This window comes from Bacteroides muris (ex Fokt et al. 2023) (assembly GCF_024704895.1).
GTDB lineage: Bacteria > Bacteroidota > Bacteroidia > Bacteroidales > Bacteroidaceae > Bacteroides > Bacteroides muris.
In genome coordinates, this window is the sequence record NZ_JAMZEE010000002.1 from 62490 (window position 1) to 78269 (window position 15780).

General features: G+C 42.7%; 15 protein-coding genes and 1 tRNA gene. 4 read left to right on the forward strand and 12 right to left on the reverse strand.

What is annotated here, in order from left to right; translation table 11 throughout:
• Positions 1 to 3 precede the first annotated feature (3 nt).
• The 4 genes from M1B78_RS01030 to M1B78_RS01045 all read left to right on the forward strand — a co-directional run bounded on the left by M1B78_RS01030 (position 4) and on the right by M1B78_RS01045 (position 5304).
• Entirely contained in the window at positions 4 to 468 is a 465-nt protein-coding gene (locus M1B78_RS01030; protein ID WP_005830846.1) for an Lrp/AsnC family transcriptional regulator, read from the forward strand.
• Positions 469 to 477: 9 nt separating this feature from the next.
• Positions 478 to 789 (forward strand): DUF4491 family protein, encoded by a 312-nt coding sequence (locus tag M1B78_RS01035; RefSeq protein WP_016272349.1) that lies wholly within the window; start codon positions 478 to 480, stop codon positions 787 to 789.
• Between the two features lie 92 nt (positions 790 to 881).
• Positions 882 to 955, forward strand: a tRNA-Ile gene (locus M1B78_RS01040).
• A 323-nt stretch (positions 956 to 1278) separates the two neighbouring features.
• Positions 1279 to 5304 carry a hybrid sensor histidine kinase/response regulator transcription factor gene (locus M1B78_RS01045; RefSeq protein WP_257939654.1) on the forward strand — a complete coding sequence of 1342 codons (4026 nt, stop codon included), beginning with the start codon at positions 1279 to 1281 and terminating at the stop codon, positions 5302 to 5304.
• 119 nt (positions 5305 to 5423) lie between these two features.
• On the opposite strand, the gene M1B78_RS01050 is transcribed toward M1B78_RS01045, so the two are convergent.
• The 12 genes from M1B78_RS01050 to M1B78_RS01105 form a co-directional block, all read right to left on the reverse strand.
• The gene (locus tag M1B78_RS01050) at positions 5424 to 6458 is read right to left on the reverse strand and encodes a hypothetical protein (protein ID WP_257939655.1); all 1035 of its coding nucleotides are present in this window, start codon (positions 6456 to 6458) and stop codon (positions 5424 to 5426) included.
• A 436-nt stretch (positions 6459 to 6894) separates the two neighbouring features.
• Complete coding sequence (gene lepB / locus M1B78_RS01055; RefSeq protein WP_016272328.1) at positions 6895 to 7791, reverse strand: signal peptidase I; 897 nt, start codon at positions 7789 to 7791, stop codon at positions 6895 to 6897.
• 6 nt (positions 7792 to 7797) lie between these two features.
• Positions 7798 to 8271: a hypothetical protein gene (locus M1B78_RS01060; protein WP_257939656.1), complete on the reverse strand. Its 474-nt coding sequence runs from the start codon at positions 8269 to 8271 to the stop codon at positions 7798 to 7800.
• Between the two features lie 194 nt (positions 8272 to 8465).
• Positions 8466 to 8936 (reverse strand): hypothetical protein, encoded by a 471-nt coding sequence (locus tag M1B78_RS01065; protein WP_257939657.1) that lies wholly within the window; start codon positions 8934 to 8936, stop codon positions 8466 to 8468.
• A 24-nt stretch (positions 8937 to 8960) separates the two neighbouring features.
• Positions 8961 to 9842, reverse strand: coding sequence for a DUF1573 domain-containing protein (locus tag M1B78_RS01070; protein ID WP_257939708.1), 882 nt, complete (start codon positions 9840 to 9842; stop codon positions 8961 to 8963).
• 14 nt (positions 9843 to 9856) lie between these two features.
• Entirely contained in the window at positions 9857 to 10912 is a 1056-nt protein-coding gene (locus tag M1B78_RS01075) for a TolB-like 6-bladed beta-propeller domain-containing protein (protein WP_257939658.1), read from the reverse strand.
• A 78-nt stretch (positions 10913 to 10990) separates the two neighbouring features.
• On the reverse strand, positions 10991 to 11227 hold the full coding sequence (locus M1B78_RS01080; protein ID WP_276018707.1) for an NVEALA domain-containing protein: 237 nt from the start codon (positions 11225 to 11227) through the stop codon (positions 10991 to 10993).
• A gap of 128 nt (positions 11228 to 11355) precedes the next feature.
• The gene (locus tag M1B78_RS01085) at positions 11356 to 12240 is read right to left on the reverse strand and encodes a DUF1573 domain-containing protein (RefSeq protein WP_257930372.1); all 885 of its coding nucleotides are present in this window, start codon (positions 12238 to 12240) and stop codon (positions 11356 to 11358) included.
• A 1-nt stretch (position 12241) separates the two neighbouring features.
• Positions 12242 to 13291, reverse strand: a complete 1050-nt coding sequence (locus M1B78_RS01090; protein ID WP_257939659.1) for a TolB-like 6-bladed beta-propeller domain-containing protein — start codon at positions 13289 to 13291, stop codon at positions 12242 to 12244.
• 128 nt (positions 13292 to 13419) lie between these two features.
• Entirely contained in the window at positions 13420 to 13653 is a 234-nt protein-coding gene (locus M1B78_RS01095; protein ID WP_257930370.1) for an NVEALA domain-containing protein, read from the reverse strand.
• A 353-nt stretch (positions 13654 to 14006) separates the two neighbouring features.
• A complete protein-coding gene (locus M1B78_RS01100; RefSeq protein ID WP_016272323.1) occupies positions 14007 to 14222 on the reverse strand; it encodes an NVEALA domain-containing protein in 216 nt (71 codons plus the stop codon).
• A 152-nt stretch (positions 14223 to 14374) separates the two neighbouring features.
• Positions 14375 to 15460, reverse strand: coding sequence for a winged helix-turn-helix domain-containing protein (locus M1B78_RS01105; RefSeq protein WP_257939660.1), 1086 nt, complete (start codon positions 15458 to 15460; stop codon positions 14375 to 14377).
• Positions 15461 to 15780 lie beyond the last annotated feature (320 nt).

The window sequence follows — 15780 nt, forward strand, 5'->3', positions numbered from 1 at the left end:
ATTATGGAAAAAATAGACAATCTTGACCGGCAGATTCTGGAAATCATTTCCCAAAATGCCCGTATCCCTTTCAAGGACGTAGCTGCTGAATGTGGCGTGTCACGTGCTGCCATCCATCAACGTGTACAGCGCTTGATTGACCTTGGCGTTATTGTTGGCTCAGGCTATCATGTAAATCCCAAGTCCCTTGGATACAGAACCTGCACTTACGTAGGAATCAAGCTGGAAAAGGGCTCCATGTATAAGACGGTAGTTGCTGAGCTGGGCAAGATTCCCGAAATCGTAGAATGCCACTTCACCACTGGTCCGTACACCATGCTGACCAAGGTATATGCCCGCGACAACGAGCATCTGATGGATTTGCTGAACAACAAGATGCAGGAGATTCCTGGCGTAACCGCTACCGAGACCTTGATTTCCCTGGAACAGAGCATCAAGAAGGAGATTCCTATTTGCCCCGAGAAATAACGAACAACAATGGATTTCTTGAACGAATATCATCTGTCGGGCCTTGTCATAGGTATCTGCACATTCCTCATCATCGGCTTGTTTCACCCCATAGTTGTGAAAGCCGAATATTATTGGGGCACCAAGTGCTGGTGGATTTTCCTTTTACTCGGCATCGGCGGCATCATCGCCTCCCTTTATACAGAGAACATCATGATATCCTCCCTTCTGGGCGTCTTTGCATTTTCCTCGTTCTGGACTATCAAGGAGATATTCGAGCAGGAAGAACGAGTGAAAAAAGGCTGGTTTCCTAAGAATCCAAAACGGACTTATAAGTTCTAAGGACAAAGATCACAAGGAATTTTATCCAAAAGCCTTGCATATTTCAATAGAAAATGCTACTTTTGCCCTCGCTATCCAAGCAAGGATGCATCGGACTTGTAGCTCAGTTGGTTAGAGCAACAGACTCATAATCTGGAGGTCCCTGGTTCAAGCCCAGGCTGGTCCACGAAAAGAAAAGCGTTAATTGCTTGAAATCAAGCAGTTAACGCTTTTCTTTTTGTCCCTCACTATGAGTTGGGATAGGCTCAAATCAATAGAAAGTTGGCGGAACGTACAATGTTAAGTTTGATATTTTTGGGAGACACACCTAAAAACACAAAAGCCAACTAACTAGCAATAAATAAGTTGACTAATTCTATAACATTTTCCAAATATCCCTATTTAAAAGAATAAACCAAAATCTAATAAAATAAAGTTCATCTCTCAAGTGATTATTTAACCAGTATTTCATATTTTTGCAGATAAATTTCTGAATCTTTTACGACAAACATGAAAACATTTTTGAATATTAAGAGAATTTTTCTTTTTGTTATCCTTATCATTAGTAGCACCATAAGTAGGTGTCAAATTTATAAATACATAGGATTGGAAGATGGTCTGAACAATCAAAAAATATATCATATCCAGAAAGACCGACGAGGCTATATGTGGTTTCTGACCCAAGAAGGAGTAGACCGTTATGATGGAAAACAAATCAAACACTACAACTTTTCAGATGACAACATGAAGCTGGATTCACGTATTGCCTTGAACTGGTTCTATATGGACAATGAGGATATTTTATGGGTTATCGGTCAGAAAGGGCGTATTTTCAAATACGATTCGCAGCATGATAAATTCGAACTGGTTTACATACATCCGGAGTTAATCAGAAATAAGTCACAAGCATTTCTAAATTACGGCTATCTGGATAAGAATGACAGAATCTGGTTATGTTCTAAAGATAGCATCATATGGTATGATACTCGGACTGGAACCGCTTCACATATAGCGACACCGGTTAACAGCGAAATAACCGTCATTGAGCAAACGGACGGCAACCATTTCTTTATCGGTACGGGAAACGGCCTGTTTCGTACCCAGACAGAAAGAGAAACACTGAAGCTGATACCCGACGAAGTGGCAGAAAGTATCGGTACACCTGTGCATGAGCTCTATTATCATACAGTTTCAAAACAGTTATTCATAGGAAACTATAAAGAAGGAATACTTGTGTATGACATAGGAGGAAAAGGAAACATTATCCCCTGCCAATCCCCCAATAATGTAGAGTTCAACCAGATTGCCGCTTTGAACGACCATGAGCTTCTGATTGCCACAGGTGGAAAAGGCGTATATAAGCTGGACTTGAATACATACATGAGCGAACCCTACATAACGGCCGATTACAGCAGTTATAACGGGATGAACGGAAACAACATCAATGACATTTATGTGGATGAAGAGCAACGAATTTGGCTTGCCAATTACCCTACTGGCATCACCATCCGTAACAACCGTTATGGGAGTTACGACCTGATAAAGCATTCTATTGGCAACAGCCACTCACTGGTAAACAACCAAGTTCATGATATAATGGAAGACAGTGACGGTGACCTTTGGTTTGCAACCAGCAATGGTATCAGCCTCTATCAGACTGATATAAAAGAGTGGCATTCCTTCTTCAGTTCCTTTGATTCGGTACCGGATGACGAAAATCACATTTTTTTGGCGCTATGTGAAGCCTCCCCCGGCGTGATATGGGCCGGAGGATTTACATCCGACATCTACAAGATAGAAAAGAAGAAAGGATTCAAGATAAGTTACCTTTCTCCTGCTACCATTGCAGGAATACGTCCTGACCAATATATATTCGACATCAAGAAAGATTCGGACGGCGATATCTGGTCCGGTGGATATTATCACTTGAAATGTATCAATCTGGAGACTAAAAATGTACGTTTATATCCGGGAGTAAGCTCCATCACCACCATTCAGGAAAAAGATGCCCAACAAATGTGGATTGGCACACAAATGGGACTCTACCAGCTTGACAAGAAATCCGGAGATTACCGGTATGTAGACTTGCCCGTAGAATCTCCTTATATATGCGCGTTATACCAGAGAGACGATAGTATCCTATACATAGGTACCCGCGGGTCTGGACTGCTTGTATATAACCTCTACAAAGAGAAGTTCATCCATCAATACCGTACAGATAATTGTGCGCTGATTTCCAACAACATCTACACCATTATTCCCCGTCAGGACGGAAACCTGCTCATGGGGACAGAAGACGGGATTACCATTTATTCACCCAAAGGACACTTCTTCCGCAATTGGACACGGGAACAAGGATTGATGAGTGTCAACTTCAATGCCGGCTCTGCTACCACCTACGGCAAAAACTCACTTGTTTTTGGCGGCAACGACGGTGCGGTCAGGTTTCCGATAGATATACAGATACCGGAACCACATTACTCACGTCTGTTACTGCGCGATTTCATGATAGCCTACCATCCCGTTTACCCAGGCGATGACGGTTCTCCGCTGCAAAAAGATATTGACGAGACCGACCGACTGGAACTGGCCTACGAGCAAAACACTTTTTCACTGAATGTTGCCTCCATTAATTACGATTATCCTTCCAACATTCTTTTTTCATGGAAAATTGACGGTTTTCATAAAGAGTGGAGCCGTCCGAGTCAGGATAACCGGATTATTGTAAGGAATCTGCCTCCCGGCAGTTATACGTTACAGATTCGTGCCATATCCAATGAGGAAAAATACAAGACCTATGAAACAAGAAACATACAGATTGTCATAACGCCTCCGGCATGGGCCAGTGTTTGGGCTATGATTGGATATGCAATACTGCTGGTACTGGTTACGGGCATCATATTCCGTATCATAATGCTACACAAACAGAAGAAAATTTCGGATGAGAAAACGCGGTTTTTCATTAATACAGCCCACGACATACGTACTCCGCTTACATTGATAAAAGCCCCATTGGAAGAAGTTGTAGAAAACCAAATGGTAACAGAACAAGCGTTGCCGCATATGAATATGGCTCTCAAAAATGTAAACAACCTGCTTCAGCTGACAACCAACCTGATAAATTTCGAACGGATAGATGTCTACTCTTCCACCCTTTATGTTTCTGAATACGAACTGAACTCCTATATGAACAATGTTTGCGCCACATTCCGCAAATATGCCGAGATGAAACACGTCAGGTTTGTTTATGAAAGCAATTTTGACTATCTGAATGTGTGGTTTGACAGTGACAAGATGGGATCTATTTTGAAGAATATCCTATCAAATGCATTGAAGTATACACCTGAAGGTGGCAATGTATGCATTTATGCCTGCGAAGGAGAAAACTCCTGGAGTATTGAAGTGAAAGATACTGGAATCGGCATTCCCTCATGTGAACAGAAGAAATTGTTCAGAAATTATTTTCGAGGAAGCAATGTCATTAATCTGAAAGTAACAGGTAGTGGAATCGGGTTGATGCTGGTATACAAACTGGTCAGATTACATAAAGGCAAGATTCAGATTCAGAGTACCGAACATCAAGGTACTTGCGTACAGGTTACTTTCCCGAAAGGGAACAGCCATCTCCATAAAGCAAAATTCCTCTCTCCCCAAGCACCGGATAGATATTCGGAAGCTATCATGCCTCATGACACTTCAGAGCTATCGGCATCCATGGAAATATCCCAAACAAACAACTCTTTACAGCGTATTTTGATAGTGGAAGACAATGATGATTTACGCAATTATCTTGTTAACATGTTCAAAACGGGCTATAATGTTCAGTCTTGTCCCAATGGAAAGGAAGCACTTGTTATAATGCGAGAATTCAATCCAGCTATTATCATATCCGACATAATGATGCCCGAGATGGGCGGAGATGAATTCTGTTCGGTTATAAAAAACGACCTTGAGATGTCTCATATTCCTATCATCTTGCTGACCGCGCTAGGGGATGAAAAGAATATGCTCGAAGGGCTGGAAATCGGAGCAGATGCCTACATCACTAAACCCTTCAGTGTGGGAATACTCAAGGCAACGGTTAAGAACATACTTGCAAATCGTGCTTTACTCCGTCAGGTTTATAACAGCATCGAAGATAAAGAACAAAATCTTCCAACCAATTGCACCAATAATCTGGACTGGAAATTCATAGCCTCTGTCAAAGAATGTATAAAGAACAATATGGAAAATGCAGACTTCAATGTGGACATGCTCAGCAGCCTGCATCACATGAGTCGTACAAGCTTCTTCAATAAATTAAAAGCATTGACCGGTTATGCTCCAGCCGATTATATCCGGATGATACGTTTGCAACACGCCGCACAATTATTGAAACAAAACAAATATACAATAACAGAGATTGCCGACATGGTTGGATTTTCGGATGCAAAATACTTCCGCGAAGTATTCAAGAAATATTATAATGTAAGTCCAAGCAAATTCAACAAACAACAGGAAGAACCCGTTGATGGAACCAATTCATCGCCGCAGTAGAGCGGCACAATGATATGATGTGCCGGCAACTTACTGAAATCAGAGCATAATTTTGCAGGTTGCCACGGCCCGTTTTCCTTGATTCCGTCAAGGGGTTCAACTACTGACTCGTATGATTATCAGACATCTACCCTCTCCTGTGTTTTTCTGCCACCATAAGCACCGGCAACGCAGCACAATACGGCTCCCAGCAAAATAGCGAAAAACGAAATCAAAGCCGAGCGGGCTGCGGCATCTGTTGCCTTATCGGCAGCCACCAATGTCTTATGCTTAATCTCTTCCCATTCCTGTGCGGCTTCCTGCAGATTTGCCTGCAAGTTGCCAATCTGTTCTTTAGCTTCCTTGCGCGCATTTTCCAACAAGTTCATATATTGTTCTATCGCCTTGTCCGCTTCTGCCTTGGACATATCGGTATTGTTGGCCATGGCTTTGGCCAAGTCGTTCCGGTCGATACTTTTGCCTAAATCCTCCACACGCTGTTCCAGACGGTCCAGAAAACCGGCAATCGTTTTATCCGTTTCCTGCGGAGAACGGGCAATCTTTTTCACAGACTTGGTCAAGTCATCCTTCACAACTGCCAGCTGTTTCTGCAAATAATCCGGCTGAAGTTCGGGCACATCGCTCTTTACCAATGCAGTACGGATATTCTGAGATATGTTTCCTTCTTTCATGGAGGCGTTAAAATCTATCTTGCCGAACAGTTCCTCCGCTTCCTCAGACAATGCGGAAACCCCGTTGCCCACAACGCTGCCTGCTCCCGACAAAACGCTGCCCGTAACGGACGAAACCGCTCCAAGTGCATTTGCCGTCACTTTTGCAGCACCGGCAGCCAGGAAGATTCCCAGTACCACGGCAACAATCAGAGTAGTAGCCCAAACCAAAAAGCCATGGATGATTCCATCCATACCGGCCAGTTTTCCGGCAACAAAGCCGCCCGCCGCCATACCCACAATCAGAATGACTGCAGAACCAATCCCCACAGCAGTGCCTATGCCCGCAGCAGGATGATCGGACAACGGGTCAAACATAAACAATCCGATACTCGAATTCAGGATAGACAATAAAACAGAGATTGCCAATACAGTCATGACACCTCCCAAAACACTACCCCAGGACACTCTGCCCTTCAATTCCGCTAAACTTAATCTTTTCATAATCGCTAGGTTTTAGTTAATACTATATTCAGAGAAAAAAACAGTGTTGAAAGAGTTTTTGTTTGATTATCACCTGTCGGCATCATGAATATTTGTATAAAAAAACATAAATGGAGGTTCTTTACAAGGGTCAGAGAAATTATCACTTCGCGCCTTCAGGAGTTAACGAAGCTAGAGCCGACACTCTTTCGTATGTATTCACAGAAGTATCGGCTTTTCCGGTGAGACCGGTTTTAGCTGATAGCGCAACTGACTATGATTCAACAGACAAGCACTGCAAAGATGATGCAAGCAAATTACAGCGATACTGCAACCCTATTTGCAGCAGCAGTGCAACAAGTTTGCAGCAGCAGTGCAACAAGCTTGCAGCGGCAGTGCAACAAGCTTGCAGTAGCAGTGCAACAAGCTTGCAGTAACCATGCAGTCAGTTATCCATTTATTCTATCCTCTTTCCAGTCCGGTTCCATCTCACGGCGCCGGTGGCCATGTCTTCCGACTTCCATATCATCACCGCACGTCCCACGATAAAAGGCTCGGGAAGCAGCCCCCAGTAACGGGAGTCCTGCGAGTTCTCCGCCTTGTCGCCCGCCACGAAGTAGTAGTTCTCCAGGAAGCGGTATTCCCGTATCAGGCTGTCGCCCAGATAGGCGCGGCCGTCCGCATCCATGCGCAATTTCTTTTTCTGCTCCCAGCCCACAGGTTGCCGGTAGAGCAACCACGACGCGGAATCCATCTCCACCACCTGCCCCTTGGCGGGAACAGGCAGCGGCCCGAACTCCTTCACCGTCCAGCCCCAATCCTTGTTCCAGGGGAAGGTCTCCATCTGCACGCCCGCGACGCCGCTGTCGGGCAACAGGGCCATCGCTTCCTGGGAAGGCAAGTAGCCCACGTTCCCCTCATGGCCGGCTATCCGGTAGCGCCCGTTTCTTATCTCCAGCGTGTCGCCCGGCACCGCCACGCAACGCTTCACGTAGTAGCGCATCACGTCGAAGGCAATACTGTCCCAACTGCCCGGCCGATAGGGGAAGTTGAATACCAACACGTCGTCCCTCCGGTACCTCCTCCAGCCCGGCACACGGTATATCTCCACATCCTTCCCCTCCAAGGCGCCGGAGAGGTCGAACAGGCGCGCGCCGCCCGAACACTTGTCCACCAGGATATAGTCGCCAGGCAACAGGGCGGGCGACATCGAGTCGCTGGGAATCCTGAAGGAGACCACGGCAAACACATGCAATACACAATAGCCCGCGGCAAGCAGGCAAAGGTAAAAAGCGGCGTTCGTCAGCCTGCCAAGCCACCTTACCATAATCCTCTTCGTTTCCTTCCCGTCCATCCTTTCCTACCTTATCAGGTCCATGGTTATCACACTGTCGTTTTCCAGATAGAACACACGCTGGTTGACGATGCGGTCGGGCACGGTGAACCACAGCAGCGCATTCTCCGGGATATTCGTATAGCTCTGGGTGGAATCGGCGGTGCTGTCGTATTCCAGCGGGGAAAACGAAGCCGACTCCGCATCCCAGTAGTGGAGCGTGTACGGACGCTTGAGCAGCCTTTTCCGTTTCGGGAACGTGAACGCCCGTGTCTGGTCCGTACGGGGGATGAACTTGCGTACATGCCCGCTCGCATCCGCATGGAACGGGGCGGTAAGGAAGCGGAGCCGCCCGCCCGAGGGAGAATCCGCCACGATGAAGATGTTGTCGCATCCCACCCGGTGAAACTGACAGACCGTATCGGTGCGGCATCCCATGGCAATGGGCTCCCACCGGTAATAATTGTAGGCGCAAAGATAGACCCGGCCCGATGCATGCACGAACTCCCGGATGCGGTCGGTCGACACGCGGACATCGACGGGACGTTCGAGGTACTCCGGGCTGACGTCCTCCAGCAAGGGACTTTTCAGCCAGGTGGCATAGCCGTCGTCCGCGCCTTCCTCTCTGCCGGGCACGGAACAGAGGCCGAAATGGGAGCGGTATACCTTGGCGGGCCGCAAATTTCCCCGGCCGTTCAATACCGGCAGAAGACAGCAAAAGGCACCCGCCTCGCCCAGGGCTTCATCCACGCCTCGAAAGCGAGGTCGATGTTCCGTACCAGGAAAGCACTGTCCAGCGTCTGGATATCCTTGTAGCGGTGGCGTTCCACCATACGCCCCGCCCTTGCCAGCGAGTCGAGGTGCGCCTTGCCAGCCTCCTCCGTGGAGAAGTCCGTCAGCTGCGGGCGGTGTCTCCCATCGCCGGGCAGCGCGTAAAACTCCTCCTCGTAGAAGTGGTAGGGCATGTTCTCTATCAGGAAACGGGCGGCAGCGAGTTTCAGGCTGTCGTCCTTATAGTGCCACAGCACATGCTCCAGTTCCTGCCGGTTCTCACCGGCAAGCGCCAAGGCACGCTCCAGCGCGACATCCCGGCGGCAAGACGGGAAAAGCAGGAGCATCAGGCATCCGCATAACGGGAAGCACCGGAATATTTTACTCGGGGGCATTCGCATGATTACTCTTTCTATTTGTTATTTGGCATCCCCGCTAATCTTCAATGTCAACGGAGAATTGTCCGTATTGCAGTACAAGGTGATTGTCTTGTCGAAGTGTTCGGGGCGTTCGGCCTTATAAACCACCTCCAGGGTGGTTGCACCGCCCGGCTGCAAAGGCTCTTTGGAATAAGCCACGGTGGTGCAACCGCAAGAGGTGGTGACGTCCTGTATCACCAAAGGCTTGTCGCCCGTATTCTTCAAGGTGAAAGCTGACTTTTGCTCCTCCTGCCAGTCGAAGCTCCCCATCGAAACAGAACTACGGTCTATACTCACTTTGGTAATTATATGCTTACTCTTATTCTCCCGTCCTAGCTGTTTACCTTGGATAATATTCAGGTAGAGTTCTTTCACTTGGGGGTTATAAATAGGATTACCAATAGAAACAACTTTATTATCTTTATCAAGTAAAAAAGTTTGGAAAGACATATTAGACGATAAATGATTCAATTTATTAAATGAATCATTTATATCAATCCATACAGGATGTTTAAAGGCATTAACTTTCAATATATTAATTATTTCTTGCATATTCTTAGGATGAAAAATAAAATTCAAATTAACTTTCTTTTTTGAGATAGAATCTACTTCTTGCATAAAGATATTCCATCTGTTAAGTTGCAATTTACAACTTGTACACCCAATAGAATCAACATAACTAACTATTGTATAAGAATATTCTTCCAAAAATGCATTATCTAATGTATCAACACCTTGTATAGTAAATATAGTTGAATTCGGATACAATAGTTCCTTACCAATCCATTGTTCTATAGCAGAAACGACTTGTCTTTTCTTCTCTAAATTACTACAACTCGATAATAACATGAAAGGCACAAATAGGATAAAAAGAAATCTCATCATACATCAATATATCAATATGAAAATGTAAGAATATGATAATCTGGAGAATTACTGATACCATATATTTTCCTCATTTTCTCATTTACAGTAAAAGCAAGTACTCCCTTGTCTAATTTAAATATTTTCCGTGGAGTTCCATCCCAGCCAAAAACAAATATTTGTTCTGCCAAAATATTATACCCGTCTTCATCCTCTGATTTTCCACTAAATAATACCCAGAATTCATCTCCTACATGGACTGGAGAAAAATAAGCATCTCTTGTTTCACCTTTTACCCGTGAACTGGAATTCACTTTTCCATCATTGAACTCTTCAAAATGAGATGCAAAATATCGAGGCCCATGAATTCTATTGAGCAAATTTCCCTCTCTGTCATAAATATCAATCAGGTCAGTCCAATTATAACAAACAGCAATCCAATCCTGTTGATTTGTCGTAAATGAAAAAGAATACACATTCTTTTTTTCCACATCTGTTATTTCCCAATTTGCCTCTGGATAACGTCCTATTGAATCTACTACCTCTCCTTCGCTATTAAACTCATAAAATAGAAATGATGTATTCCGAGAGACATCGCCTATAAGCCTATCCTTTAATAACCTTACCTCACCGGAAATCGGTTTTTGTAATGAAATAAATTTCGTATACTGAAGTTCACCTGATTTGAAAAAATCTTCCATACTATATTCTAAAACTGTAGATTTTATCAAATCAGATATCAAGATTTTAGAATCATCATTGCCCACAATACGAGGAAGCAACATTTCTCCCGGCCCTTGCCCAACTGATATATGTTCTGCTACTTTCTTTTCTGTATTCACATTGAATACAAGTATTCTTTTATCACTCCTCTTATTTATCGTAATCAACATGCTATCATAAGCACACAAATGCGTAGGTGCTAAAAACAAACTATCAAATCCGGCAATCGTTTCCGCTTTTAACTCTATTATTTCTTTAAAATCATCATAGTCAACAAGGGTAGCATCTGAATATATTTTTTCATTTTGCTTACAAGACATTAGTAATAATCCTAAAGACAAAAGGCATAAAAAATTTTTTTTCATAACATTATATCTTTTCATAATGGAAAAGAGGCATAAATACATTCAAATAATAAATTCATGCCTCTTCACCTTCAACTCTTATTTTCCACGAGAATTATCACAAGTTATTCCTTGTACTTCTCCTGCATACCTAATAATACAAGTACATCGATCATCAGGCGTACAATAAGTATCACAATCCGAAGATCCACCCTCACCACTCGCCAACGCTTCCACATTAGCCAGCATCAAATCCGACATTGTATCAACTTTCTGATTCGTATAAATACCATATCCTGCAATCGCAGCAAATGCAGCAACAAAAGCTACTCTCATTATTTTTTTTATAATTCTTACTTTTTAGTTTTAAGTATTGTAATTCTTATCTGTTTCCGTATCTATCCTTTCAACGGAAAAGCAAACATGTTGCTTGTTCAATTTAAATCGTTATCTTTCTTTTCATATCATTTCGCATCCCCGCTAATCTTCAATGTCAACGGAGAATTGTCCGTATTGCAGTACAAGGTGATTGTCTTGTCGAAGTGTTCGGGGCGTTCGGCCTTATAAACCACCTCCAGGGTAGTTGCACCGCCCGGCTGCAAAGGCTCTTTGGAATAAGCCACGGTGGTGCAACCGCAAGAGGTAGTGACGTCCTGTATCACCAAAGGCTTGTCGCCCGTATTCTTCAAGGTGAAAGCTGACTTTTGCTCCTCCTGCCAGTCGAAGCTCCCCATCGAAACAGAACTACGGTCTATACTCACTTTGGTAATTATATGCTTACTCTTATTCTCCCGTCCTAGCTGTTTACCTTGGATAATATTCAGGTAGAGTTCTTTCACTTGGGGATTAATAGGATTACCGATAGCAAGAACTTTATTGTCACTATCAAGCAAAAAGGTTTGGAATGCCATATCTGTTGGAAAATGATTCAATTTATTCAAACAATCCTCTTCATCAATGCAAATAGGATACATAAAGTTATAACGCTTTAACAATATATACAAGTCCGACTTATTTGGAGGATCAAAATAAAAAAGAATGGGGATATTCTTATCCAAACTGACAGAATCAACTTCCATGATAAATTCTTTCCAAAACGGTAAACGCAATGTACAACTAAAGCACGCCTCCGAATTTACATAAGTGACAATACGATAATCAGATTTCATCGATAAGAAGTCAACACTATCTTTGCCATCGTATGTAATAAATAAGGTGTTTTCAGGAAACAAGATTTTCTTACCTATCCATTCCCTGACCATACTACCAATAGCCTCTTTTTTATTTCCGCTACAAGAATAAAATACTAATAATATGAGAAAAAATCTTATGTGTTTTAGAATTTTCATTTTATTTCATCTGTAATATGTCTTTTAATGAATAAATATAGACAATTGGATTTACCTCACGACTTAAACCATACAACATACCGTTTCCGATACTAAAGTCATATAATGATTTAGACAACAAGCAATGGGCTACAGGATTACCTTCCCAATCATAGACCAGCAAATGCGGACAATTGTAAGCATCTATACCCCTTTCCTTTATATTCTTTCCTGAATAAAGCACATATACGAAGCGTTCATCGGAAGCAATGCCGGCAATAGCATAAATATCGTCACGCTTAAAAGTAACAGCTCTCCCGATTTCAGCGGTCTGAAACTCCGGCAAAAAATAATGATGTTCTCGTTTCAACCTCAAACTGCCGTCCGGAAGTATCTCATAAAAATCAATCAGGCCGAAGCAAGCCAACACCAATGTATTTTGATTTCCCGTCATTATAGTCCCTGAAAACAAAGCTCCCTTATGCCTATAATCAAGAGAGGATATCCTTTCATGCGACGGATAATCCATGCATATCTTTGCACTCTGTGTCCTTTTATCAAATACATAGATACGTCCTTCACTAAAAAGTCCTATGCCAAATATATAATTCCCCATCTCACAGAAACGAAGAGGCAGCTCCCCTTCCTCTATCGGCAGTTGATAAACCAATGAATGCCTGGTGGCTGTGTCTTTCTGCAACCTATCCAAATCCATCTCATATATCTTTCCACGCCTATAATCGGCAAAACGGAAAAAAGTGGGACAATTTGTCTGACTTACAACATATTGAGGCATTTCATCTGCACCTTGTCCTATAACATTGCGGACTGTGACAAGATTAGTCCTCAGATTCCAAAAATTCAATTCCCGGTTACCAACCATGCTATGAAAAATCAGGAAACTGTCTTTATAGTGAATATAGTACGGATTTAAAATTCCCATTTCCTCCAAATCCAAAGAATCAGCCACTTGTAAATCAAGCACTTGTGTAAAGTCTAAAAATATAGGATCATCTTTACTACTACATGCAGAAAAGGAGAAGATAATTAATATACTTATAATTAGTCTCATTTTGAATCTTTTTAAGGTGCTAAAAACCAAGAATACATACCAGCACATTCTACTAAAGTCCCTTTCTTATGAATTGCTATTGAAAATGATACATATTTCTTGCCTTTTAGCAGCCTTTATTATTTCAATTAATTATAAAATGCGCCTTCTTCCTCCCATTGTTCCCAAGGGTAAAAGTACATACACCAACTATACTTAACACAAGCACAAGGTTGACCAACAATCACTTCACTATTAGCCAACGCCTCTGTATTCGCCAGCATCAAATCGGATATAACATCTACCTTCTGGCTCTCATATACGCTATATCCTGCAATCGCAGCAAATGCAGCAACAAAAGCTACTCTCATTATTTTTTTCATAATTCTTACTTTTTAGTTTTAAGTATTGTAATTCTTATCTGTTTCCGTATCTATCCTTTCAACGGAAAAGCAAACATGTTGCTTGTTCAATTTAAATCGTTATCTTTGCCGAAACCTCCTTTCCAGGGTGGGTTACGGAACGGGCGGTACGCAATGGACCAACAAAACGTTAGCCGTCCGCTCCTCTTCATCCCTTTTTATATTTTCTTTTATTCATTGTATCTGATATTCTATAAGCGGCTCATCCTTCGAATATTTTCCACAGAAAGCATCTCATCGGATGCCTTGTCATGCAAATCGAGCACCACCGCTCTGTCTTCCCTGCACCCGGATGTGGAAAGGATGTCGCATAGTCAACGATATTGAACTAAATAGACTTTCACATGATCTATGGGACAATCCACAGAACCACTTCCAATACAATTTATAAGTTCCGCTTCTTCACCCGATGCCAAAGCCTCTATATTCTCAAGCATCAGACTGTCCAACTTTTCATGTTCAGCACCTAATTGAAAGGAAGCGACTACAGCCGCCGAAAACAAAACTGTAAATAGAATTTTCTTTTTCATTTTTTCCATGTTTATTGATTGAATGATAGAGCAAAGTTAATGGAAAAGAAAAACTCCATCCAAATTTTCAACCTGACAAAAACTGACAATCAAACAAAAAGTTGAAAATGTCAGATTTTGTCAGATTTTGTCAGATTTTGTCAGAACACCATTCAGGCAGGATATTCCTTGATGGAACGATGGATTTTTAAGTGATAGACGAACTTTTCACCTTCAACCGTACAAATGGAAATCTTTGACAAATAATTACGCAATCTTTTTATATTCTGATACAATTTATCCTGAGTACCACTACCATCCGGCCACAATAAATGCAGAATTTCATCATTAGACAACGTATAATTTTCCGCATCCAGGAAACCTTGCAGCAATCGGGCAAGCAATGGCGCCAACTTTACGACATCATCTCCTTTCTTCAACAACCGGGAATCGGCATCAAAGTACACACCTTCTTCCAACCGATAAGTATGTGGACGGCTCTCGCGACCAACAACCACAGGAACTTCCTTTTCTATCACGATGTGCTTTTCCTTAACAAAAAGACGATAATAAACCCTATACACATACCCCCGCATAAAGAACAAGAGAATACAAGAAACAATCAAGGCAACCATCAAAGCCATCTCCTTCCAGGAAAGAACCGTCCACCAAGGATGATAAAGGTATCCGGTCACCCCAACCTCACATCTGCATCCTATATAATAAACGGACAGACTATCCGATTTGGACAGATAAGAAGAATCGGCAGAATAAGTATAAGACTCGCGTTCCTGCCAGTCTGACACGGAAATGCGTACGACCGTTGTTCCGGAAAATCCCATTGCAGCCAACCGATTCTTCCAAAACATATTCAACGAATCGGCATTCGGAGGAGATACATGCAGAAGATAAGAGCATATTCCTCTTAATTCAAAAGCCTGTTCTATATTCCGAGAGTATTTCTCATACGGAATCCAATAGTCTCTTTTGCCGTATTCGCTTTCTAACGACACTTTTATCGGTTTCTTCTCCATGCCAACGGAATCATCCGGCAACCGCACATTCCCCGACATACTGCGATGCACATCAATCTCCTTCCACTTCTGCAACCCCTCTTGCAAAGCCACGGGAAAAACACTACGCGCCTGCATCTGCCAAAACTTCAGCCGGTGTTTGTACAGAAAACAACCGGCGACCCCTGCCGCCACAATACCTATGAATGCGTATATCAATAGCTGTTTCCAATCTTTCTTCTTCATCGTCGATTTATGTGTAATTCATTATAACAGACCGAAAAGAAAATCAAAAAAAGCGGAATAGAAAAACTTTTCAAGCAAAAATTAAGAAATTGTTTTGAAGGAATCCTTGTTGTTTTATGATTCATAGGTATTTGTTGTTTGACCTACCACCTCCCCCTACGGGGACTCCTCCTTCCAGAAGGAGGAGAATCCAAACATATTTATCGAGTAAAATCAAAACAGTTTCTAAACAAGCAGCCGATACTTATCGTTTATATACATGAAGTGTTTTCAAACTTCAATGCAGTTTTTGGGAACTATTCAAATCATTAAATAGATGT